Annotated in this window: 23 protein-coding genes; 10 read left to right on the top strand and 13 right to left on the bottom strand. The window is 58.1% G+C overall.

What is annotated here, in order from left to right; translation table 11 throughout:
* Positions 1–746: 746 nt before the first annotated feature.
* On the bottom strand, positions 747–3149 hold the full coding sequence (locus EPD60_RS13185; RefSeq protein WP_131449994.1) for a TIM-barrel domain-containing protein: 2403 nt from the start codon (positions 3147–3149) through the stop codon (positions 747–749).
* 320 nt (positions 3150–3469) lie between these two features.
* On the opposite strand from EPD60_RS13185, the gene EPD60_RS13180 reads away from it, so the two are divergent.
* Positions 3470–3922: a hypothetical protein gene (locus EPD60_RS13180; protein ID WP_131449993.1), complete on the top strand. Its 453-nt coding sequence runs from the start codon at positions 3470–3472 to the stop codon at positions 3920–3922.
* 23 nt (positions 3923–3945) lie between these two features.
* The gene (locus tag EPD60_RS13175) at positions 3946–4572 is read left to right on the top strand and encodes a chloramphenicol acetyltransferase (RefSeq protein ID WP_131449992.1); all 627 of its coding nucleotides are present in this window, start codon (positions 3946–3948) and stop codon (positions 4570–4572) included.
* 33 nt (positions 4573–4605) lie between these two features.
* Here EPD60_RS13175 and EPD60_RS13170 read toward each other — a convergent pair whose 3' ends face one another.
* On the bottom strand, positions 4606–5286 hold the full coding sequence (locus tag EPD60_RS13170; protein WP_131449991.1) for a GNAT family N-acetyltransferase: 681 nt from the start codon (positions 5284–5286) through the stop codon (positions 4606–4608).
* A 118-nt stretch (positions 5287–5404) separates the two neighbouring features.
* Complete coding sequence (locus EPD60_RS13165) at positions 5405–6250, bottom strand: class I SAM-dependent methyltransferase (protein WP_131449990.1); 846 nt, start codon at positions 6248–6250, stop codon at positions 5405–5407.
* A gap of 180 nt (positions 6251–6430) precedes the next feature.
* Between EPD60_RS13165 and ade the strand changes: the two genes are divergently transcribed.
* On the top strand, positions 6431–8080 hold the full coding sequence (ade, locus tag EPD60_RS13160; RefSeq protein ID WP_131449989.1) for an adenine deaminase: 1650 nt from the start codon (positions 6431–6433) through the stop codon (positions 8078–8080).
* Here the strand turns inward: ade and EPD60_RS13155 are convergent.
* Positions 8072–9046 carry a CHAT domain-containing protein gene (locus tag EPD60_RS13155; RefSeq protein ID WP_131449988.1) on the bottom strand — a complete coding sequence of 325 codons (975 nt, stop codon included), beginning with the start codon at positions 9044–9046 and terminating at the stop codon, positions 8072–8074. The two genes, ade and EPD60_RS13155, sit on opposite strands and share 9 nt — an antisense overlap.
* Before the next feature lie 142 nt (positions 9047–9188).
* Here EPD60_RS13155 and EPD60_RS13150 point away from each other — a divergent pair, with 142 nt between their 5' ends.
* Entirely contained in the window at positions 9189–9731 is a 543-nt protein-coding gene (locus EPD60_RS13150; RefSeq protein ID WP_131449987.1) for a YsnF/AvaK domain-containing protein, read from the top strand.
* A 38-nt stretch (positions 9732–9769) separates the two neighbouring features.
* Positions 9770–10609, top strand: coding sequence for a YsnF/AvaK domain-containing protein (locus EPD60_RS13145; RefSeq protein ID WP_131449986.1), 840 nt, complete (start codon positions 9770–9772; stop codon positions 10607–10609).
* A gap of 143 nt (positions 10610–10752) precedes the next feature.
* Here EPD60_RS13145 and EPD60_RS13140 read toward each other — a convergent pair whose 3' ends face one another.
* Entirely contained in the window at positions 10753–11844 is a 1092-nt protein-coding gene (locus EPD60_RS13140; RefSeq protein WP_131449985.1) for an anhydro-N-acetylmuramic acid kinase, read from the bottom strand.
* Positions 11845–12026: 182 nt separating this feature from the next.
* On the opposite strand from EPD60_RS13140, the gene upp reads away from it, so the two are divergent.
* Positions 12027–12677, top strand: coding sequence for a uracil phosphoribosyltransferase (upp, locus tag EPD60_RS13135; RefSeq protein ID WP_131449984.1), 651 nt, complete (start codon positions 12027–12029; stop codon positions 12675–12677).
* 62 nt (positions 12678–12739) lie between these two features.
* Entirely contained in the window at positions 12740–13750 is a 1011-nt protein-coding gene (locus EPD60_RS13130; RefSeq protein ID WP_131449983.1) for a PorP/SprF family type IX secretion system membrane protein, read from the top strand.
* 174 nt (positions 13751–13924) lie between these two features.
* Here the strand turns inward: EPD60_RS13130 and trmD are convergent, their stop codons facing one another.
* The 3 genes from trmD to EPD60_RS13115 form a co-directional block, all read right to left on the bottom strand.
* Entirely contained in the window at positions 13925–14599 is a 675-nt protein-coding gene (gene trmD, locus EPD60_RS13125; RefSeq protein ID WP_131449982.1) for a tRNA (guanosine(37)-N1)-methyltransferase TrmD, read from the bottom strand.
* 131 nt (positions 14600–14730) lie between these two features.
* Positions 14731–15141 carry an RNA-binding S4 domain-containing protein gene (locus EPD60_RS13120; RefSeq protein ID WP_243647833.1) on the bottom strand — a complete coding sequence of 137 codons (411 nt, stop codon included), beginning with the start codon at positions 15139–15141 and terminating at the stop codon, positions 14731–14733.
* Between the two features lie 77 nt (positions 15142–15218).
* Positions 15219–16340: an AI-2E family transporter gene (locus tag EPD60_RS13115; RefSeq protein ID WP_131449980.1), complete on the bottom strand. Its 1122-nt coding sequence runs from the start codon at positions 16338–16340 to the stop codon at positions 15219–15221.
* A 186-nt stretch (positions 16341–16526) separates the two neighbouring features.
* On the opposite strand from EPD60_RS13115, the gene EPD60_RS13110 reads away from it, so the two are divergent.
* The gene (locus tag EPD60_RS13110) at positions 16527–16907 is read left to right on the top strand and encodes a hypothetical protein (RefSeq protein ID WP_131449979.1); all 381 of its coding nucleotides are present in this window, start codon (positions 16527–16529) and stop codon (positions 16905–16907) included.
* Between the two features lie 118 nt (positions 16908–17025).
* On the opposite strand, the gene EPD60_RS13105 is transcribed toward EPD60_RS13110, so the two are convergent.
* The 3 genes from EPD60_RS13105 to dinB form a co-directional block, all read right to left on the bottom strand.
* The gene (locus tag EPD60_RS13105) at positions 17026–18402 is read right to left on the bottom strand and encodes a dipeptidase (RefSeq protein ID WP_131449978.1); all 1377 of its coding nucleotides are present in this window, start codon (positions 18400–18402) and stop codon (positions 17026–17028) included.
* Positions 18403–18484: 82 nt separating this feature from the next.
* Positions 18485–19225: an FkbM family methyltransferase gene (locus tag EPD60_RS13100; RefSeq protein ID WP_131449977.1), complete on the bottom strand. Its 741-nt coding sequence runs from the start codon at positions 19223–19225 to the stop codon at positions 18485–18487.
* Positions 19225–20388, bottom strand: coding sequence for a DNA polymerase IV (dinB, locus tag EPD60_RS13095; RefSeq protein WP_131449976.1), 1164 nt, complete (start codon positions 20386–20388; stop codon positions 19225–19227). Before dinB ends, EPD60_RS13100 begins: the two co-directional genes overlap by 1 nt.
* A 107-nt stretch (positions 20389–20495) precedes the next feature.
* On the opposite strand from dinB, the gene EPD60_RS13090 reads away from it, so the two are divergent.
* Together EPD60_RS13090 and EPD60_RS13085 are read left to right on the top strand one after the other, a co-directional pair.
* Positions 20496–21074, top strand: coding sequence for a Crp/Fnr family transcriptional regulator (locus tag EPD60_RS13090; RefSeq protein WP_131449975.1), 579 nt, complete (start codon positions 20496–20498; stop codon positions 21072–21074).
* Positions 21075–21308: 234 nt separating this feature from the next.
* On the top strand, positions 21309–21950 hold the full coding sequence (locus EPD60_RS13085; RefSeq protein ID WP_165871540.1) for a DinB family protein: 642 nt from the start codon (positions 21309–21311) through the stop codon (positions 21948–21950).
* 112 nt (positions 21951–22062) lie between these two features.
* Here EPD60_RS13085 and rimM read toward each other — a convergent pair whose 3' ends face one another.
* Both rimM and rpsP read right to left on the bottom strand, forming a co-directional pair.
* On the bottom strand, positions 22063–22581 hold the full coding sequence (gene rimM / locus EPD60_RS13080; RefSeq protein WP_131449973.1) for a ribosome maturation factor RimM: 519 nt from the start codon (positions 22579–22581) through the stop codon (positions 22063–22065).
* Between the two features lie 182 nt (positions 22582–22763).
* On the bottom strand, positions 22764–23231 hold the full coding sequence (rpsP, locus tag EPD60_RS17350; RefSeq protein ID WP_131449972.1) for a 30S ribosomal protein S16: 468 nt from the start codon (positions 23229–23231) through the stop codon (positions 22764–22766).
* Positions 23232–23335 lie beyond the last annotated feature (104 nt).

The raw sequence follows: 23335 nt of genomic DNA, 5'->3' as shown, positions 1-23335 counted from the left end.
CATTGCCGGGGCGGAACATCACCAGAAGCGCGATCGAAGATTACATGATCACAGAATACAGGAGCAAATGATTACATGATGTGGATTTGATCATTTGATCATGTATTCATTTGCTCTGTGATCATGTATTCTGCATTCCCCACGTCCGTATGGCCGGGCGACATTTCGCGGAAGGGATCGAAGAGCAAATGATCACAGAATACATGAGCAAATGATTACATGATGTGGATTTGTTCATTTGATCATGTATTCATTTGCTCTGTGATCATGTATTCTGCATTCCCCACGTCCGTATGGCCGGGCGACATTTCGCGGTTCGGATCGCGGATTACATGATCACAGAATACAGGAGCAAATGATTACATGATGTGGATTTGTTCATTTGATCATGTATTCATTTGCTCTGTGATCATGTATTCTGCATTCTCCCGCGTCCGAATGGCCGGGCGCCGTTTCACGGAAGGGATCGAAGAGCAAATGATCACAGAATACATGAGCAAATGATTACATGATGTGGATTTGTTCATTTGATCATGTATTCATTTGCTCTGTGATCATTTGCTCTTACCTCCCGCTCCCGGGAGGGCCCTGAACCAGGCGAAGGCTGCCCCGCCAACGGCGGTTCAGGGTCCCCGACCCGAATGCCAACGGCGACACCGGCGCTACACGGGGGCATCCTTCGGCAAGCTCAGGATGACAAAAAAGCCCCCTTTTTGGAGGGGGCTGGCTGGTTTAATGCGCCGGGCCTATTCAATTTCAATCACCGTGGCCTTGCGGGTGCCCCCGGCGATGGTAAGCACCAGGAGGTTTTTGTCGGCCACCCACTGGGCGGAGGAGCTGCCGATCTCAACTGCCTGCCCGTTTACCTGGAGGCGCGCCGGTTGCTGCTTCAGCGTGGGTATCATCACCTGCAGGTTGCTGACGCTGAAAAGGCTGTTGGAAGGCGAGATGGAAAGGCGGATGCGGTTGCCTTCGGCCTGCGCATTGCAGCGAACAAGGGTGTGCTTACCGGCCGACAACGCGTTCTTCGACTCGCCGTCGTCGAGGTACCAGTCGAAGGTGCCGGCGGGGCCCGGAACATAAAGCAGGGTATGGCTGCCACCTGCCAGGTCATCCGTCTTCTCCATGCCTTTCGGTCCCAGCTTTTCGCCCTGTACCGACTCCCGCCCAGGCACGATGGAACCGGCTTTGACAAACACCGGGATGCGATCCAGGGTGAGCGGCACCTCGATACGCCGGCCGCCTTCCAGGAGCCGCGCGTTGGCATCGAGCCACTGGCCCGCGGGCAGGTAAACGCTTCGGCTTCTTGCGCCTTTTTCCAGCACCGGTGCCACCAGGATCGAAGGGCCCCAGTAGTATTCATCTTCCACGCGCTGCGCCGCGGTGTCCGTTGGATTGTAGAAATACAGGGGCGCCATAAGCGGCTTCCCTTCTTTCGCCTGGAGATAGGCAAGACTGTAGTTATACGGCATCAGCTCGTAGCGGGTGCGGATGGCCTCTTTGGCATAGTTGCGCCAGGGCGTGTCGATCAGCGCCGCCTCGCTGGGAAAGGAGAAAGCGGCTTTGTCCACCTCGTACAGCGCGGTGCCGTGCGGGCGGAAGATGGGCGTAAAGGCCGCGAACTGCAGCCAGCGCGTGTACAGCTCACCGTCGCCCTCGCCGCCGGCAAAGCCGCCGGCATCGCTGTGCACGTAAGGCACGCCGCTCATGGTCATGCCGAGCAGCACGGGCAGCTGCGCGCGCAGGCCGCTCCAGTTGCGGCCCACGTCGCCGGTCCAGGGAAAGATGCCATAACGCTGCGAGCCGGCGAAGCCGCTGCGGTTGAGGCTGAAGAGCCGCTTGTTGGGATACTCCTTCGCATAAAAGTCATAGAGCATCTTCGTCCAGGTGTGGCCGTACAGGTTGTGTACTTCCTCGGCGCGGTACAGGCGCTTCGACAGGCCCAGGTCGCGGAGGTTATGGTACATATTATCCGGGTGCCGCTCGGGCTCGCCGAGGTCGCCCCACCAGCCTTCCACACCCAGCTGCATCTGCCTGCGGTAGAAGCTCCAGAACCAGGCCTGGGCGTCTTTGCGGAAAATGTCGATGAGCCCGCCGTGGCCGAAGTAGAAGTCGGTGAAGTAATAGGGACGCCCGGCACTGTCTACCGCCAGGTAAGGTTTTGAAGCCTTGTAGTTTTTCGAGGTCTCCACGAAGAAAGGCTCGGTGATGAGGATCGTTTTGACGCCCTGCTTTTTGAAGCCGGCGATCATGCCGGCGGGGTCGGGCCACTTCTTCTTGTTGACCCAGTCGAGGTTACCGAGCGTTCCCTTGATGGAATCGCCGAACCAGAAAAGGTCGAAGATGACGGCTTCCACCGGGATGCCTTCCTGCTTCATGCGGCCCAGGATCTCTGTTACCTGCGCCTGGCTGGTGTAGCCAAAGCGGCTCATGAGGTTGCCGAAGGCCCAGCGCGGCGGGATGGGCTGTGTGCCGGTGAGCTTGTGGTAGGCCGCGAGCACTTCGGCGGGGTTGCCGAGCAGCAGGTACATGCTCCATTCTCCGGCCGGTGTGCCATAGACGAGGGCGTTGGGCTCCTGCTTGCCGATGTCGACAAAGCTGCGGGCGGGGTTATCGAAAAAGAGGCCGTAGCCGGCCGAGGAAGTAACGAAGGGCACGCTGTAATTGAGGTTGTCGGCACCCTCGCCGTAACCGTACCGGGGATTGTTGTTGAGGGCAAGCCGGTAGCCGCGGCGGTTGAGGGGCAGGGCCCGCTCGCCGGCGCCGAAGATCTTTTCTCCCTCGCGCAGGTATACCCGAAAGCCTTTGTAGTAGTTCTCGATATAGGTGGTGAAAAGCAGGCGGCCGCCGAGTACAGAAAAAGAATCACGGCCTGCAGCGGTGAGGGGCGCGGCGCCCGAGGCCAGCGGACGGGCGGTGACCGCATCCGAGAAGGCATCGTTCATCTGGTCGCCGTTGGCCTTCACCACGATCTTGTATATGTTGGGCGCATAGGCATACACCCGGATTTCGCCAAAGCTGAAGGGCAGTGTCTGGATGGGGCCCGCCAACGCAGGAGCCGTCGCGGCACGCACGGGCACCGGCGCTTTGGGTTTCTGCGCCGATACGGTCAGCGACAGCAGGCAAAGAAAAAAGAATGCGGTTCTCATGGCGGAAAGCTAGGGAAATATGGAGCGTGAACGATGAATATTGCCGCCCGGGGCATCGCCCCGCCACCTTCGCACGCCGAAACTGCCGTTTCATCCAAATTCCTGTGAAATAAACCGGTGTCGTAAACAAAAGCCGGCGGAACCGGTCTAAATTTAGGTATCAAAGCGCCCCATACATGAACATCTTTTACTCCCTGATGGACCTGAACCCGATGCTGGCTCTGCTGGTGCTGGTGGTGGTGGTGAACGGCGCGCGCAGGCTGCTGCAGCGGCCGCGTGCGCATGGGTAGTACATGTTGACCTGCGCGCCTCTTTCGTCTATGTTTGAAAAGATCCCCGCATTCAACGAGCTGCTGGCCGGCCTGCGCCCCGATGGTTCGGAGCCGGACACGCTGTACCTGGCGGTAGCGCGCGAGCTGGAGCGCTCGGGCCGCCACGACTTTAAGTCACGGGCCAGCTTTATCCGCGACCAGTGCGCGGGCTTCGACGGGCGCACCATTTTCCAGAAGTACCGGCTCAAATGGAATATCCCGGTGTTCCCCGATGAGCTCGTCGGGCTCGCGGATTTCAAACGCGGCTTCCTGTACCGCTTCCGCGATCATAGCGCGGACTGGAGCGGGGCCGCGGCGGCAATAGCCTGGTGGCTTGGGTCGGAAGAAGCACGCACCGTGCGTGTTTACGAACGCTGGGAAAAAAGAGACGGCATCCCGGTGTGCACCGAAACGCGGACCGGTGCCTTTCCGGAAATCCGCGACGCAGTGGCCCGTCGCTAAATTTGCCGTGCAAGCCGCGAACCATGAAGCAGATCGATCTTGAAAGCTGGAACCGCAAAGAGCACTTCGATTTTTTTTCCTCGCTGAAGAGCCCCTTCTTCGGCATCACCGCCGAAGTGGACTGCACCAATGCCTATGCCTGGTGCCGCGCCGAAGGCCACTCTTTCTTCGCTACCTACCTGCACCGCTCCATGGTTGCCGTCAATGACGTCCCCGCCTTCCGGCTGCGCCTTTTCGATGGCGCCGTGTATGAGACCGACACCATCCATGCGGGCACCACCATCGGTCGCGAAGACGGTACCTTTGCCTTTTCGATGATCACCTACTCACCCCGTTTCAGCGAATTCCTGGAAAGCATGCAGCAGGAGATCGCGGAAGTAAAAAATTCAACGGGGCTTCGTCGTCACGTAGAAAATGGCCGCAAGGATTTTATCCGCCATTCCACCGTGCCCTGGCTGTCGTTTACGGCCATTCTTCATCCCACCAACCTCGATCAGCAGGAATCCATTCCGAAGATCACTTTTGGTAAGTTCCGCGAGCAGGACGGCCGCAAGTGGATGCCGGTTTCGGTGGAAGCGCACCACGGGCTGATGGACGGCCTGCACATCGGCCAGTATTTCAAGCGCTTCCAGGAGCTGCTGAACCAGTAGCCGCTATGCAGCTGAACGGGTCACAATGGTGGGCTATTCTTTTTCCAGGAAATAAAAATGCATGGGACCGCTCACGCGGAAGCCGAGTCGCTCATAAAGGGCGATGGCGCGTTTATTATCGTCCCGTACGTGCAGGAAGGGCGTGTTGCCGGTGGCGCAGATCAGGGACAGCTGCCTTTGGATGAGCGCCGCCGCGTAGCCCTTGCCCAGGTGCTCCGGGTGGGTGCACACGGCGCTGATCTCCGAGTACCCGGGAAGATGCAGCCGCTGCCCGGCCATCGCCACCAGCTTGCCGCCGTCGATAACACCGAAGTAGTTCCCGAAATCGATGGTGCGGATAGCAAAAGGACCCGGCCGGGTGAGCGCCGCCAGCGCTACCATTTCGGTTGCGTGTTGCGCGCTGAGGGGAACAAGCCTTTCGTCTGCATCGTCCACAGGCGTAACGCCCCCGTATACAAACTGCAGGCCGCTGATACTTGCAACGGGTTTCCAGCCACCGAAAGCGTGCACCGGCGTCCGGCTTGCATGCAGGATGCGGCGGCCCGCCGGCAGGAGCCCGAGCAGCTCGGCCAGCCCCGGCGCATACCCAACGGGGAAGCCCGCAAACGGCGACACTTCCGCATCGAACCAGGCAACACTGCCCTGCCGCGTTCCAAGGTGAGCATCGCGGGTACAAAGCGCATTGTAAACAGGATTGTCGAGCAACGGGTTCATGCGGCAAAGATACCCGGCGCGATGAAGGCCGCGGGGACCGCTCTTCAAATACCGGTAGTGAGGGCTAGTAAAAAAGGGAGCGCAGGCTCCCTTTGACTTCCGGTTGTCAATAGCCCAATCAGCGCGAAACCGTCACACGCAGGAAAGTTGCCGGGATCTCGGTCGTGCCCGGGTTGCCGCTGCGGTTCTGGGCTGCAAACAGCGCCGACAGTTCCTCCTGCAGGGCGCCGTCGCGGCCGTCTTTTGCGGCGGCCTCAAAGGCGTTCATCGTCGGGCCGTAGAAATACCGGAAGCGCTGGAGAAATTCCGTGACCGGGAACGGGGCCCGGAAGGTGTACGTATCACGCTGGAAGGAGATGTTTTCGGGAGCGATCCCGGCAGCGGCGAAGCGCTCGGTAACGTGCTGCTCCACGCCCCAGAGCATCGGGCTAATGAAGCCTTCCGGTGGTGGCGGGGTGTAGGCCGATGCAATCCGCAGGATCTGCGCCACCAGGGTCGGATCGCCCGGGATCCAGTTGCCCATCATTATGCGGCCGCCCGGCCGCGTTACCCGCACCAGCTCGCGGGCAACGTCGAAGGGACGCGGGGCGAACATGGCGCCGAAGATGCTCACTACGAGGTCGAAACTGCTGTCGCCGATCCCTTCCAGGTTGGTGGCGTCGCCCTGCTGAAACCGGCAGTTGGTCAACCCTTCGGCTTCGGCGCGCGCCGTGGCCGCCGCCACCAGGTTGCGTGCAATGTCGACACCGAGCACACGTGCGCCCAGCCGCGCAGCGGGCAGCGCCGTGGTGCCGTCGCCGCAGCCAACATCAAGCACGTTCATGTCTTTGGTGATGCCCAGGGATGCCACCAGCCCGGAGCCGCTCTCACGCATCGTTTCCGCGAGTCGCGTAAAGTCGCCCTTCTCCCAGAGCGCCTGGTTGGGGTTCGAAGCCGCCTGTGGGATTGTTGCTGTTTCGTTCATGGAACACGTTTTTTTAAGATGAAGAAAAGAAGGGCAACAGATCGGTAGCTTCAAAGGGGACGGGTGTAAAAGGCATCCGGCGGGGCGCATAGCCGGGACCGGTTCCTACATCAATTTACGGATTTCGGAGAACAACTACCGACCTGGTTTCCGTTGCTCATCTTTGGCTAGCTTCGCTGTATGAGCACGCCCATCACCGTTTCCGGACGCCTTGTACGCATCGCGCAAAAAACTGTAGAGCCGACCACCCTCACCATCGAGCACGGGCGCATCAGCGCTTTGACGCCCTTCACCGGCGATGCATCCAGCCTCCCTTTCCTGCTCCCGGGCTTCGTGGATGCGCATGTGCACGTGGAGAGCTCGATGCTGGTACCGTCGGAGTTTGCGCGTCTTGCCGTGGTGCACGGCACCGTGGCAACGATCTCCGATCCCCACGAGATCGCCAATGTATGCGGCGTGGCCGGAGTGGATTATATGATCGCCAATGGTGCCACCGTGCCGTTCAAGTTTTATTTCGGCGCGCCGAGCTGCGTGCCCGCCACCACGTTTGAAACAGCCGGCGCCGTCATCGACAGCGATGATATCGACGCCCTGCTGCAACGCAAGGAGATCGTATACCTCACCGAAATGATGAACTTCCCCGGTGTGCTGCACGGCGACCCCGAAGTGATGCGGAAGATCGCCCTGGCGAAGAAATATGGCAAAGTGATCGACGGCCACGCACCGGGTCTGCGCGGCGCGGCGGCCCGTCAATATATCGACGCTGGTATTTCTACGGATCACGAATGCTTCACCGCCGAAGAAGCCCTCGACAAGCTCGGCTACGGCATGAAAATCCTCATCCGGGAAGGTAGCGCTGCCCGCAATTTCGAAGCGCTGATCGGCCTGCTCCACGATCACGAGGACCGTATCATGTTCTGCAGCGACGACAAGCACCCCGACTCGCTCGTGGCGGGCCATATCAACGAGCTCTGCGCCCGGGCGGTAGCCAAAGGCATCGATGTGTTCAAGGTGCTGAAGGCGGCCTGCCTCAACCCGGTTCACCATTATGGCATGAAGGTGGGACAGCTCCAGCTGGCCGATCCTGCCGACCTCATCCTGGTGCGCGACCTGGAGCGCTTCGAGGTGCTGCAGACCTGGATCGACGGGCAGCTGGTGGCCCGTGACGGCAAGAGCCTCATCACCGCGAAAAAAGCAACTGTCATCAACCAGTTTGACTGTACGCATAAAGCCGCTTCCTCCTTCGCGGTGCCGCACAACGGGGCGGCCACCATACCGGTTATCGAGGCGCTCGACGGGCAGCTCATCACCAACCGGCTCGAGCTGGAGCCGACCGTCGTAGACGGGCACGTTGTTTCCGACACGGAAAAAGATGTGCTGAAGATCACCGTGGTAAACCGCTACAAAGATGCCCCGGTAGCCACTGCCTTTATCCGCAACTTCGGGTTGCGCCGCGGTGCCATCGCCTCTTCGGTGGCGCATGACAGTCATAACATCGTAGCCGTGGGCGCCGACGACGAAAGCCTTGCCCGTGCGGTGAATGCCGTGATCGCGGCGAAAGGCGGCGTAAGCTGCGTGGACGGCCAAAGCGAATTCGTTTTGCCCCTGCCGGTAGCCGGCCTCATGAGTGCCGAAGACGGCTACAGCGTAGCGGAAAAATATTCCGCCATCGACGCGGCGGCAAAAGCGCTCGGCTCGCCGCTCGCCGCGCCCTTTATGACACTTTCCTTTATGGCACTGCTGGTGATCCCGCACCTCAAGCTGAGCGACCTCGGGCTGTTCGACGGCGACAGCTTTTCTTTTGTAAACCGGTCCGGGAAATCAGAATAAGTAGGCCCGGAAAATAAGCGACTTATTGACCCGGTCCAGGGGAGACCAGCCCACCCCATAGTGACGATAAAGCTCTTTGCGAGTCTCCCACAGCGCCTTTGCCGGGTCGTCATTCCGCTTGAGGTGGGAAAAGAAACCGGTCATCGTTCGGGTAGAGGATTCTCCCGAATCGTTGGAGATGATCGGCGCAAGGAGCCAGCGTGCCTTCTGCCTTGCCAAACGGCCAATCAGCGTTTGACTGACTCCCTGCTGACACGCATCGATATACAACAGCTTCAATGGCTTCCCGCCAAACAACAGGTCCGGGTCGAGTGGCTTTTCGTTCAGGAAAAGAATGCCCTTCCCCGAGGCACTATCCACCACACCGTGCGTGCTGAGTACCGCAAAGTCGGCCTGGCCGTTGATCCGGAATGACCGGAGCGTATGGGCTGGTTTTAATACCGAACCCGGAAACATCCGCTGCACGAAGCGACAGGCATTCTCAGGATCCGCCGACGTGTCGCGCAACAAAGCACCCTGTGTCAGCCGTACCTTATCAGGTCCACTTCCCGAACCCGTAGAAATACGAAACACCAAAGGGCAATGCAAGGCCAGCAGTTCAGCATTAATTTTCAAAAACTCTATTGGTAAGGACACCAGGTTTGAATCCAGAACAATCTCCAGGCGTTGTGCCTGCCTCAGCTCCGGCGCAAACGGTTGCACCAGCGTATGGCTTAATGAATCAATCGTTTCGAAGAAAGTTGCGGTACGCTCGTATTCTAAAAGGTCCGCGATCCGGTAAAGGCGTCCAAAGCGACGTACAGTGCTTTCAAAAGGCACCAACACTGATTCCCGGCTGCCGTCCGCCTTCATGCCGCTGATTAACAGGCTATCTCCCGAACGGTGCCAGTGCCAACGGTAAACCCCAGGTTGCGCGGCCACGGAAACGCCGGAAAGAAAAAAGCAAATTGCCAGCAAATACTTCATGAACGCCTCAATCTATATTCCACGAAGTTGGTATCAGCGGTCCTGCCGTCCAAATGTTTCTACAGCCGTGCTCCCTCCGTTTTCAAAAAAACTTAACAGCAAGGCTTCTGGGTAAAGGCATGGTATTGGCAGCGCATTCCACATGATGAATCAGGAAAATCAGCGGATCATTCTGGGCCCCGATGGCAAGCCGGTTCACTCCCAGCCGGCAAGCGCCGTCCAGCAGGCGCCCCTGGTGAAGAATACGGAAGAGCCGGTCACTCCCGGCACAACAGCAGCACAAAACACACCGTCGGACACCGACGAGCTGGTAATTCCCGTCGTGCAGGAATTCATGACCGTTGACAAGGAAGTGGTGGAGACCGGCCGGATCAACATCCGCACAACGGTGCATGAAAAAGAAGAAACGATCAACATCCCTTTGTTGTCTGAATATTATGACGTACAGCGGGTACCCAAGAAAGACGTATACGCTAAAGCACCGGTGCCGCGCCAGGAAGGCGACGTCATCATTGTGCCGGTGGTAAAAGAAATCCTCGTCATTGAGAAACGCTATGAAGTGACCGAGGAAGTGCACCTCATACGCAAAACCACATCCACGCCCCACATTCAACAGATCGTACTGCTCAAAGAACAGGTGGAAGTGGTGCGCACCGACACCGACGGCAATAAAAAGCGTCTTTAATTTTCATTCAATCTATAAATCGCAACGGAGGACGTATTATGGCACAGACCGTAGTCGGAATTTTCGACCAATCCAGTGAAGCACAGAAAGCCATCAGTGAGCTGGTGGCCAGTGGGATCAGCCGCGATCGTATTGACCTGTCGCGCGGCGGCGGCAACGCGGATGTAAGCGCGGAACGAACGGTGGATGACAAGGGCCGCAACACCAATAAGATCACGGATTTCTTCAACTCGCTTTTCGGCAATGACGCCCACGGGCATGCGGAGCGCTACAGCCGCGTGGCGGAGCGCAGCAACTCGATTGTGACCGTGCATGCTTCATCGCGCGAAGAAGCAGAAGTAGCGGCAGGCATCCTGGATCGCTGCGGCGCGGTAGACGTGGACGAGCGCGCCAGCCAATACGGCCTCGGCGTGCGTGACAGTGCTCCCGGCGGTCCGCAGCGTGTTGCAGACGAACGTGGCACGACCATTCCGCGTGTGGAAGAAGAGCTCCAGGTGGGCAAGCGGGAAGTGGAAGGTGGAGGCGTACGGGTACGCAGCCGCATCATCGAGAAGCCGGTGGAAGAGCAGATACGCCTGCGTGAAGAGCATGTGACCGTAGAGCGTGAAGCCGTGAACCGGCCGCTCAGCGAGAGCGACCGGGAGCATGCCTTCCGCGAGCGCAACATCGAGCTCACCGAGCGATCGGAAGTCCCTGTGGTGAACAAGGAAGCCCGCGTGGTAGAAGAAGTGCGCGTGCGCAAAGACGTTACCGAGCGCAACGAAACGATCCACGACTCGGTGCGCCGCACAGATATCGACGTAGACAGGACCGATGACACGAGCCGTAGTAATACGGACCGCGACCTGAGGAACGATACCAGCAGCCGCGGCCTTTAGGCTCCGGCGCTTATGACAGATGCCCCTGCGCAAGCAGGGGCATCTGTCATTACCATCAGTCATCAATAACATCCGGCTCCATACCCGATATTCAATATTCGTTATTCGATATTCGATATTCGATATTCGATATTCGATATTCCCTATGCTTCCTGCCCCATCCACATCGCACCACCCACACTGTCACGCCGTGCACCGGTAGCCGCAGCCCGCACCGTGCTTTCTTCGCGCCAGCGCAGCACGCCGAGCAGGGCCATGATGAGGGCCTCTTTATAAGCGACCAGCTTTTCGTCGGGAACCACCAGTTCAATACCCGCCTTTTCGAGATGCGCCTTGAGCCGCTCTACAAGGAAGCCGTTGAAGGCGCCACCACCCGTCACCAGCATACGGCGCGAAAGAAGGCCTTCGGGCAGGTTACCGGTAAGGGCACGTGCCACCTGGCCGGCGATATGCTCCACATAGGTGCGCAGCGCGTCGGCGGTGGAAAGGCCGGCCGCCTCAATCAGCGGCAGCACGGTACCTGTGCCGAAGTCGTTGGCCAGCGATTTCGGGGCAGGCTGCCCGTAGAAATCGAGGGCGTCGAGCTGCTGCAGCAATGCCTCATTGACCTTTCCGGACGCGGCAAGTGAACCGTCCGCGTCATAGTCTTTTCCTTCTTTTTGTGCCAGCGCGTTGAGCACCCGGTTGGCGGGGCATACGTCGAAAGCCGTGGGCGGGCCGTTGTGGATGGCGATATTGGCGATGCCGCCCAGGTTGAGGAAGATCCGGAAGTCGGTAAACAGCAGGGCCTCTCCCATCGGCACGATGGGGGCTCCCTGGCCGCCGAGGGCAACATCCAGCGCCCGCAGGTCGCTCACCACCGGCAGGCCGGTAGCGGCGGCAATGGCGGCACCGTCGCCGAGCTGCCCGGTCATCTTTTGCGCCGGCAGGTGAAAAGAGGTATGCCCGTGCGAGGAAACGAGCGCTACCTGGTAGTGCAGGCCCTGCTCTTCGATGAAGCGGTTGACGGCAGCGCCGAGGTAATGCCCGTATTCGGCATGCAGCAGCAGGTAGTCGCGCGCCGTCAGCTCCGTGGCTCCGCGGAGACGCGCTGTCCAGTCGCCGTCATAAGGATAGCAGTCGGCGGCCTTGATCTCCCAGGACCAGTGCCCGGCGTTTTCGTGGAATTCGGCAAAGACGATGTCGAGCCCGTCGAGCGAAGAGCCGCTCATGAGGCCAATGGCGCGGTAAAGCATAAGTTACGAAGTGGGATGAAGGCGCTAAAGTAATGTGGTAATGCGGTAATGTGATAATGCGGTGATACAACAGCCGCTACCCGACGGCTCGACTCCCGGGATGCCATGTAATCGGTTTACCACATTACCGCATTACCACATTACCGCATTCTTCCTTAGTTTTGGCGGCTATGTCAACGGAAATGGTAATTAACTTAAGCCAGGAGCATTCGCTGGTCAGCAATTGGGTTGCGGAGCTGCGCGACACGGAGATTCAGAAAGACCGGATGCGCTTCCGGCGCAACCTGGAGCGCATCGGCGAGATCGCAGCCTACGAGATTTCGAAGATCCTTCCCACCCGCGACATCGAGGTGACCACTTCACTCGGCACCGCTTCGGCTACCGTTCTGTCGGAGCAACCCGTGCTCACCACCATCCTGCGTGCCGGCCTGCCCCTGCACCAGGGCCTGCTCAACTACTTCGACAAGGCCGACTGCGCTTTTGTTTCGGCCTACCGCAAGCACAACACCGACGGCACTTTTGAAATTGCACTCGAGTACTATTCCTCGCCCGATATCGAAAACCGCATCCTCATCCTCTCCGACCCGATGCTGGCCACCGGCGCCTCGCTGGTGAAGACCGTGCAATACCTGCGCGAGGAAGGCGAGCCCAAGAACATCCACATCGTGGCTGCCATCGCCTGCTCGGTGGGCATCGAACATGTGCAACGTCATATCCCCGAAGCGGTGATCTGGTGCGGCACCATCGACGACGAGCTGACCGCAAAGGGATACATTGTCCCCGGCCTCGGCGACGCAGGGGACCTTGCTTTCGGCCCCAAAATCCAGAACTAGGCCGAAAATATTAGTGTTGCATATAATTTAATCGTAATTTTCCCACTCTAACTTTGTGAGAAATGAGCCGACTGTACGTTATCATACTCTTGAGCATGGGGTTTTTACGATCGCAAGCCCAGGATCCCAACTTTTCACAATTCTTCGTTTCCCCGCTGACGCTCAACCCGGCTCTTACCGGAAAGTTTGACGGAACGATGCGTATTGCCGGCAATTATCGCAACCAGTGGCCGACGATCAACAACGCCTTTACTACGTACACCGTTTCGGCCGACGCAGGCATCCTGAAGGACCGCATTTCGGAGAACGACGTCTTTGGTGTCGGTGTAATGGCCTTCTCCGACAAAAGCGGCAACGGGGTGCTCCAGAACAACTTCATCGCGCTTTCCACCTCCTACCATAAGTCGCTCGACGACGACGGCATGCATTCCATCGGCCTCGGCTTCCAGGGCACTTACGTAAGCAAGCGCCTGAACACGGTGGGCCTCAACTTCGAGGACATGCTCCGCTCCGACGGCTTTACGGGTGTGACTACAGAAGACTTTTCCTCCAAAGACCGCCTTTCGGTATCGTACATGGATGTAAACGCCGGCGCTTTTTACAGCGGCACCACCAACGGCGACAATAATATCTTCTTCGGTGTTTCGATGTACCACATCAACCGCCACAAGGAAACCTTCAACAAGGGTGAGTATTTCCTCCAGCCGCGCTTTACCGTCCATGGCGGCGCCCGCCTCCCGGTTGGTGAATTCAACGCCGTTCACTTCAGCGCCAACTACAGCCGCCAGGCCAACGCCACCAACACAATGATCGGCGGTGCCTACGAGCTGAACCTCAACGCGGAGTCGGAGCGCCCCACCAGCCTCTATGTAGGCTCCTGGTACCGCCTCCAGGACGCGGTGATCCCTTACATCGGGCTTGAGTTCGGTGCCTTCCGTGTCGGCGCATCTTATGATGTGAACATTTCGAAACTGAAGCCCGCCTCCAACATGCGCGGCGGTGCCGAGATTTCGCTCATCTACATCCACCGCCCGGCCGATCGTCTGCCGAAACTGAATTGCCCTAAGTTTTAAACCGACCGATACCCGATAACCTTCGAAACAAGATTCCAAACAACACACGCCTTCGTGTCGAACTGCCTGCTTAGAAAAAGCCCCTTGCGGGGCTTTTTTATTTTACGATCTCGGATGTCGGATCTGGCGCGAGGCGGTGCCGCAGCTCTGAGATCTAACATCTGACATCAAACATTATTGAAGCAGGTCGGGGCGGCGTTCCTGGGTGCGCTTCAGGGCCTGCTCATGGCGCCAGTCTTCTACCTTTTTGGGATCTCCGCTCAGCAGGATGTCGGGTACTTTCCAGTCGCGGAACTCCGCGGGGCGGGTGTAAACGGGAGGCGCCAGCAGGTTGTCCTGGAAAGAGTCGGTGAGGGCGGAGGTCTCGTCGTTGAGCACGCCCGGCAACAGGCGGCCGATGGCGTCCACCAGCACCGCCGCGGCCAGCTCGCCGCCGCTCAGCACATAGTCGCCGATCGAGATCTCGTGGGTGACGAAGTGATCGCGCACCCGCTGGTCGATGCCCTTGTAGTGACCGCAGATAATGAGCAGGTTTTCTTTCAGCGAAAGCCGGTTGGCGGTACGCTGCTCAAGGCGTTCGCCGTCGGGCGTCATATAAATAACGGCATCGTAGGTCCGCTCTTTCTGGAGCTCCTCGATGGCGGCCACCAGGGGCTCGCACATCATTACCATGCCGGCGCCGCCACCGTATTGGTAGTCGTCCACCTGGCCATAGGCGTTCACCGCCCACTTGCGCAGCTGGTGCACCTGCACGGTGAGGTGGCCCTTGTCCTGGGCGCGCTTCATGATGGAGTGGCCAAGGGGGCTCTCCAATAATTCGGGCAGAACTGTCAGAATATCGATGTGCATGATCAATTCAAAATTCAAAAGTAAAAATTCAAAAGCGGGACTTCGGAAGAGACACAGTACAGCCGCCCCGATGGAGGTGCAAAGAACGGGAAGTCGGTGCCGACTGCGCTTCTGAATATCGAATTTCGATTTTATTCTTCGTCGCCTTCACCTTCACCCATGAAGCCTTCGATGTCGCGGCGCTGCTTTTTGGTGGGCCGCCCGATCTTGCTCGGACGCTTGCCGGTATGAAAGGAGGCCGCCTGGAACTTGTTCACATCCACCTGGTCTTCGGGAGTGATGTCGATATAGTGCTTGATGGCTTCGGGATAGGCCACGCGGGTCTGCAGGAGCGCGGTAACGCGGATCACCCATTTGCGGCCCTCGGCGCGTACCTCGTACTCGTCGCCGACACCCACGGTACGGGCGGCCTTGACGGTGCTGCCGGCGAGGCGCACCTTACCCGACTCACACGCGGCGGCGGCCTCCGAGCGGGTTTTGAACAGGCGGATCGACCACAGGTACTTATCGAGGCGGACCTTTTCTTTTGCTTCTGTCTTCACGCTTGCGACCTTTAGAAATAAGACCGCAACATAGCACATTTATTCTTAATATCGACCGAATAAAGTACCGCAACCGTTCACTTCTCAGTCGACTTCTGCACCACTTTTTCAGCCACCGAGTTCTCTTTCTTTTTGCGGAAGGAAAACCGGGTATAGCTGGTCGGCACCTCTACGCCCAGGAGCTCCCCCCAGGGCTTGAGGCCATCTACGCGGTCGAAAACGATCTTGAGAATACCTACAAAGGGAATGGAGAGAAACATGCCTGCCACACCCCACAGGGCACCTCCCAGCAATACCACCACCACCGAAATGAGGGCATTGATGTTCACCTTGGAGGATACGATCCGGGGCACCAGAATATTATTGTCGATAAACTGGATGATCAGGTACGCGACCACGATCCACAGTTGCTTGCTGAAGCCTTCGCTGGTTACCGTTGCCATCAGCACCGGAAGGGCAATGGCAATGATGCCGCCGATATAGGGCAGCATATTCAGCAAGGCGCCAAGAACACCCAGCAGCAAGGCGTAACGTACGCCAATGATGAGCAGCGCGGTTGAGTTCATGGCGGCCACGATGGCCGCCTCGAGCAATAGCCCCACCATATAGCTCTGGATCGCCAGCTTGGTCTCGCCAAGGATCTCCGCCACCTTGCCGGCTTCGTGTTCGGCGAAAACCTTGAACAGGAAATTCAGGATCAGGGTTTTGTAGAAAAGAAACAGGAACACGTACACCGGCAGCAACAGCAACACGCCCAGGGTACCGATGACGCCGGTGAGGGTGCCGCCGATAAGTGCTTTGCTGTTGTTAGCAGCCTCGTCGATCAGCTGCATCTGCTTTTTGATTGACAGTCCGAACTTCTGCTGCATCCAGAGCTGCAGGCTGGAGAGGAGCGTATTGAACTTCGACTTCAATGCCGGCAGGTTTTCTCCAAAGCCCATGATCTGGGACGACAGGAAGTAAAAGACCCCTGTAAACACGATAAGGGCCACCAGCATTGCCAGAAGGATGGACGGGATCTTGCCGAGCTTGAACGAGCTGAGTTTGTTCACCAGCGGGTTGAGCAGTATGGCGATGATCACGGCAAAGGCGAGTGGGGTCAGAATATCGCCCAGCCCCTTCAGGATGTACGTAAAAAGTACCAGGCCCAATAAAATGACGGAGACCTTGGCGTAAAAAGGAAGCTCGACTTTCCCCATAATCCTGTTTTAGTTCAACAATATAGCAAATCCCCGGCCTGCCCGGAGGCGATCAAACAGGCGCCATTTCGTTGCCCTCACCGGCAGCCACCTTCACCCGCTTTGTCGCTCCCCCGTGTCCGTTGGACTATTCGCCGGCAAACGCAGGTGGTTTTTTCCTAATATTGATAAACGCAACTGCTTTTTATGAAACCCGTCCTGCTGCTGCTGGGCCTTGTGGCTGTTACCGGCGCCCACGCACAAAACCAAAAACCTGATTTGCTCGAGCGCGCCCTGCGCGAACGGCTCGTTTCCAAATACCGGCGGATGCCCAACGCCCGGGAACGCAATATGCCCTACTCCTACCGGTTCAGCCGGACAAATAAAGGCAGCCAGCCCGGCTTGCTGCCGCCTTCGGAACCGGGAGTTTACAACCTGCCGGTCGATGGGATGCCCTGCGTGGTGCCCGACACGGCCGCTGTTGCGAAAATGCCCAATGCCTGGCCCAACCCCAAGGTGCCCTTTACCGAAGGCAACCGGATACCCAACCCGCTGGATAAGGCGCTGCTGTCGGCGGAGGGAAAGTGATATCGTGAGCCGTCAACCGTGAGCCCGCATTGCGCGGCAAAAAGAAAGGATGCCAAAGGCATCCTTTCTTTTATAAAGGTGCGTCAGCCGCTCACGGCTCACGATTGACGGGTCACGATCACCCCTGCGCAAAGAACCTGTGGAAATACGGGATCGTCTCGATGCCCTTATAGTAGTTCTCCAGGTTGTATTTCTCGTTGGGGGAGTGCAGGTTGTCGTTGTCGAGACCGAAGCCCATGAAGATGATCTTGGTGCCCAGCTCACGCTCGAGGATGGAGCAGATGGGAATGGAGCCGCCGCCGCGCACCGGGATCGGCTCTTTGCCGAAGGTGGTCTGGATGGCCTTGGCCGCCGCTTTGTAGCCCTTGCTGTCGATGGGCGTCATGTAGGGCTCGCCGCCGTGGTGCTCTTCGGCATGAACCGTTACACCCGCGGGTGCGATCTTGCGGAAATGCTCCAGCAGGATGTCGGTGAGCTTGCGCGAGTTCTGGTTGGGCACAAGGCGCGCCGAGATCTTCGCATAGGCCTTCGAGGGAAGTACCGTCTTGGCGCCTTCGCCGGTGTAGCCGCCCCAGATGCCGTTCACTTCCATTGTGGGCCGGATACCGGTACGCTCGTTCACGGTATAACCTTTCTCGCCCCAGACTTCTTTCACCCCGAGGTCTTCCTTATATTCTTTTTCATTGAAAGGCGCGCGCGCCATCAGCTCACGCTCTTCGGCGGAAGCTTCCACCACGTCGTCGTAAAAGCCGGGGATGGTGATGTGGTTGTTCTCGTCGTGCAGGGAAGCGATCATCTTGCACAGCATGGTGATGGGATTGGCAACCGCGCCGCCGTAGGTGCCGCTGTGCAGGTCGCGGTTGGGGCCGGTCACCTCTACCTGGATATACGAAAGCCCGCGTACGCCGATATCCAGCGAGGGCGTTTCCATCGAGATCATCGAAGAGTCGGAGATCAGGATAACGTCGGCTTTGAGGAGCTCTTTGTTGGCCGCGACGAAGGTGCCGAGGTTAGGTGAGCCCACTTCTTCCTCACCCTCGATGAGGAACTTCACGTTCGACTCGAGGGAGCCGGTCTTCACCATTGTCTCGAGTGCCTTTACGTGCATATAAAACTGCCCTTTGTCGTCGGCGGAGCCGCGGGCAAATACCTTTCCTTCCTTGATCACCGGGTCGAAAGGCCCGCTGTGCCAGAGCTCCAGCGGGTCGGCCGGCTGCACATCATAGTGGCCGTAAACCAGCACCGTGGGCTTTCCGGGGTCAACGATCTTTTCGCCATACACCACCGGGTGGCCGGCGGTCTCCATCACTTCGGCGCGGTCGCAGCCCGAGTCGAGCAGGCGCTGGCGCACGAGTCCGGCGCACTTGCGCATATCGTCCTTGTGCTCGCTTTTAGCGGAAATGGAAGGAATGCGCAGCAGTTCGAGCATCTCGTCGAGAAAGCGCTGCTGGTGCTGCTTCTGGTATTCGGTCCAGGCTGTGTGGGTATGTTCCATGTTGACTTTGATTGTTGGCGCTAAAGGTAAGGGAGAAGATCTTTCGATCTCGGATCTCGGATCTGACATCTGACCTCTGAGATCAGTATGCGATGAAGTAGTAATCGTGGCCACCGTTGAAGCTGGCGGCGAAGTCTTGGCGCGAGAAGGGGGGCTGCCCCTTCAGGTAGCGACCCATCAGGGATACCCGGTACCCGAAGCCGGACAGGTAGTCGAAGAGCATCCCGGGAGTGGTGCCGTACACATCGCTGCCGCCGATGCCGGCTTCGAAGATGACCACGGGCTTGTCGCGGGCCAGCAGGCCGCGGGCACCGCGGAGCACACCCATCTCGCCGCCCTCCACGTCGATCTTGATCAATGCGATCGGTACGCCGCGGGTGCCCACTACCTCGTCGAGGGTGCGCATTTCCACGGTGATGGTTTCATCTTCTTCGTGCGGCCGGTCGTAGCGGCGCTTCTGCAGGCCGCTATAGGCGGGATTGGTCTTGACATGATTGAAGGAAGCTTCGCCGGGTGCTTCCGAAAGCGCATAGGGAAACACCTCGATGCCGGCGACGCCGGCATAGCGCTGTTGCAGCTTATCGTAGAAATGCGGGAGCGGCTCAAAGCCGAAATGCGTGCCTTCCGGCGCTGCCTGGCGCATGGTGTCGAGGATCTCGCCACGGTGGGTGCCCACGTCCACGCAATTGGAGGCGCGGCGGCACACGCGGCGGATGATCGCGTTGGTCTGCCGGTCGTAGCGCTGGTTCTGCGTCACCGCAAAAGGCAGGAGGCCAAGCATTTTCTTCACTAAATCTTTCAGAAGCAGGGAGCGCTCATTCATCAGGGGTCTTTCTTTTTCAGCGTGGTGGCTTTTTGCACCAGGGCGCTGCCAAATTTATTCTTTATATCGTCCACCGCCTTGAAGAGTTCGAGTTTTTCCAGCGTGTCGTCAAAAAGGTTCATCTGCAGGGTCATCGGCACGAGGTGCGAAAAGCGCACACCCAGCAGGCGCACCTTCTCCCCTTTCTTCCAGAGCTTGTTGAAGAGATCCTTCACCCGTGCCAGCAGCACCGGGTCGAATGCCGTGTAGTCGATCACCTCCTGCCGCGACACCGTGGTGAAGTCCGAATAGCGCAGCTTCACCGTTACGCAGCCCGTGATCTTCTGCTCCTGGCGCAGGTCGTAGGCGGTTTCCTCCGTGAGCTGCACCAGCTGGCGGTGGAGGAATTCGGGGTCGTTGCTGTCTTCGCCGAAGGTGGTCTCGTGCGAAAGCGACTTTTGCTCGCTGTAGGCTTCCACCGGCGAGTCGGAAATTCCGTTTGCTTTTTCCCAGAGCTTGCTGCCCCATTTGCCAAACCAGGCCTCGAGCTGCGCCACGGGCGTATGCGCCAGCTGCTCGATGCTGCGGATGCCGAGCGAATAAAGCTGCTGCTGGGTGGCGCCGCCCACGCCGGGAATCTTGTCCACCGTAAGCGGCCACAGGAAAGCCGTTTCCCGTCCGTGGGGCACCTCCAGGAAGCCGTTGGGCTTTGCTTCGTTGGTGGCCATCTTGCTCACCAGCTTGTTGGCGGAAAGCCCGTAGGAGATCGGCAGGCCCGTTTCGCGGATGATCTTCTCGCGGAGCTCGCGGGTGTATTGCGAAACGCCGAAGAACTTGTCCATGCCGGTAAGGTCCACGTAAAATTCATCGATCGAGGCCTTTTCGTATTGCGGCACCGAGTCGGCGATGATCTGCGTGACCATGCGGGAGTATTTGCTGTATTCGCCGTGCGAGCCCGAAATGAAGATGGCTTCAGGGCAAAGCTTTTTGGCCTGCATCGAGGGCATGGCGCTCTGGATGCCGAATTTGCGCGCCTCGTAGGAGCAGGCCGCCACGATGCCGCGCTGCCCGTCCCCGCCCACGATCAGCGGCTTGCCGCGCAGGTGCGGCCGCTTCAGCAGTTCCACCGAAACGAAGAAGGCATCGAGGTCGAAATGAGCAATATGACGGAGGGGGGCGGGCACAGACAAAGGTAACCCAGAATAGAAGGTTTTAGGGTTTTGGGGCTCTAAGGTTCTGAGGTTTTAGGGAACTTTTGGAAGGTGTTGACAAGTCGGCTATTTTGAGCTTCATGCCCCTCGACCTGCTTCGTTTTTTCGTCGACAATATCCAGCCGCTGCCGGAGGAAGACTGGACCGCTTTCAGCGCCATATGGCAGCCCTTCACGTGCCGGCGGAAGACGCTGCTGACGGCGGCCGGCGACACCGAGCGCTACCTGTATTTCGTGCTCGAAGGCATTCAGCGCAGTTACTACGTCAACCCGCAGGAAAAAGAAGCCACGATCGTGTTCACCTACCCGCCTTCCTTTTCGGGCGTGGCGGATTCTTTTCTCACACAGCAGCCCTCGCAATTTTATTTCGAAACGCTGACGGATTCCTGTTTTCTGCGCACCAGCCATGGGCAGCTGGAAGCCCTGATGAAGGAGCGGCCGGCGATCCAGGGCTTTGTGCTGCGGATCACATCGCTGGTGCTGAAGGGCGTGCTCGAACGGATGGCGGAACAGCAGACGGCATCGGCCGGGGAAAAGTTCCGCAGCTTCCTCCAACGCAGCCCGCACCTCCTCAACCTGATCCCGCACAAATACCTCGCGAGCTACCTGGGGCTGGACGCCACGACGTTTTCAAAGCTGCTTGGCTCGGTGCGGCTGTAGAGAACGAAAGAACGTGAGATGAAAGAACGAGAAGAGCTGCCAAGTCGAAGCTCAGCTACAATTGATCACTCCCAGCTCTCGTTTTCTTGTTCCCGCGTTCTCTTGCTCACTTGTTCTCCTTTTCTCTTGTTCTCTCGCTCTCTTGTTCTCTTGTGGTTTTTCCTTCCCAAACCTTGGCGCAGGCAAAGATTTTGCTCTATAGCCCCGGGTAGCTTTGCTAAAAAACCCACTGTTATGGCTAAATACAAGACCGAAGACCTGTTGCAGCAACTGCGCACCGACGTTGAACGCATCCGTGCCGCCGCGCAATTTTTTAAAGATGCTGACAAGCATAAGATGGCCTACACGCCCAATGCGGCCCAGCAGTGGAGCGTCGTCCAGATCCTGGAGCACCTCAATGCCTATGGGCGCTTTTACCTGCCGGCCATAGAGAAGGCCATGACCGAGCGACCTACCAGCAAGTCGGCCTGGTTCTCGTCCGGCTTCTGGGGCGATTATTTCACGAAATCCATGAAGCCCGTAAATGTATACGAGGTGAAGAATAAGATGAAGGCGATGAAGACGTACACCTTCCCCAACAGCCTCAACGTGGAGACGGTGCTCAACGAGTTCGCGCAGCAGCAGGACGAACTCCTGCGCCTCATCGACCTGTCGCAGCATGTGAATATGGAAGAAGTGCGCGTACCCATCACCATCAGCAAGCTCATTAAGCTGAAGCTGGGCGATGCCCTCCGCTTCCTGGTGGCGCACGAGCAGCGCCACATGCTTCAGGCCCGCAATATGCTGAAGTCGACCGGCGTAGCTACCGACCGCTTCCCGGTGATCGTGGAGGTGAACCGGACGCAGGGGCAACAGCAGGCGGCCTCGCTGGCGTAAAGACAACGAACGCAGATGACGCAGATCTGTTATGATGTTTTAGGATCGTTTGCCGATACGATGAGCAGCGAAAAACCTATTAATCATAAAAGATCTGCGTTCTTGTTCGCTCTTACCCCAGGTAGATCTCCAGCAATCCTTCCGGCAGTTCCACATGGACCTGCTTTTTTTTGCGGTCTACCGCGCGGATGGTTTGCTCATTGAGGGGGATGAGGGCTTCCTTGCCCTGCACTTCTATGCGGCAAAGCACCTGGTGCGGCTGCTCGATCACCTCGAGTATAGCGCCGAGTTCCTTGCCGTCTTCCACCAGCATATAGCCCAGCAGGCTGATGGGGGCCGAGGCGCCGGAGAATTTCTTGAAGTCGGCCTCGGGCAGCCACACTTCTTTTTGCACCAGCTTCATGGCCTTCTCGCGGCTGTCCACGTCCTGGAGCTGGATATAGATCTCGTCCTCGCCCTTGATACGGGCACCGGCCACGAACCAGGGAAGAAAGCGGCTTCCGCCTTCTTCCACGAAAAGCGCCACGAGCCCTTTTAAGGCGGTCTTCTTTCCCAGGCTGTGCTTCAGGATGAGCTCACCCTTGAGTCCGAATACGGCTACGAGCTTTCCGATTTTAAAGTATTCCGTCATAAAATCTAGTGGTCTATTAGTCTAGTGGTCTAGTGGTACAGGTCGCTTCTGCTCCGTCCGTCCGAGGGGTTGCGAAGATCACGTTGGCGTCAAACGCTTTACCAATAGACCAATTAACCAATAGACAAATAAACAAAGGTCCCGGCAAAGCGGGACCTTGAATGTGTTGAGGTTTTGGGTGCTTAACCTTCAGAACCTGCTTCTTCAGCTGCGGGGGCTGCAGGCGCGGGGCGCTGCTGCTCACGACGCTGGTAGGGCGGGTTGCGCTGGGCGCGGCGCGCTCTCATGGCGTCTTCCTGCTTTTTGCGGAACTGAGCTTCGTGCTCAGTATGCCACTGCTGGAATTTTTCCATGGCCGTAGCCTCGTCGAACAGGCCCAGGGATACACCACGGAGCAAGTGCTTCAGGTACAGAACACCTTTGTTCGACAGGATCTTACGTACGGTGTCGGTAGGTTGGGCACCTTTGTTCAGCCACTCCAGTGAGCGCTGACGATCCAGCTGCACCGTTGCGGGCGAAGTCTGGGGGTTGTAGGTACCTAATTTCTGAATGAACTTACCATCGCGGGGTGCGCGGGCATCTGCAACGACGATGAAATAGAAGGGGCGCTTCTTAGACCCGTGTCTCTGCAGTCGGATTTTAACTGGCATTTTAAATAGAAATTTAAATGCGGTGAAGAAATAAAATTTGGGCTACAAATCTACGCACTGGTCCGGATTTGAACAAATGACTCCGGCTCTTTTCGCCAACTTTT

The sequence above is a fragment of the Flaviaestuariibacter flavus genome (assembly GCF_004337505.1).
GTDB classification, from domain to species: Bacteria; Bacteroidota; Bacteroidia; order Chitinophagales; family Chitinophagaceae; genus Flavisolibacter; species Flavisolibacter flavus.
This window is presented reverse-complemented; position numbering and strand designations above follow the sequence as displayed.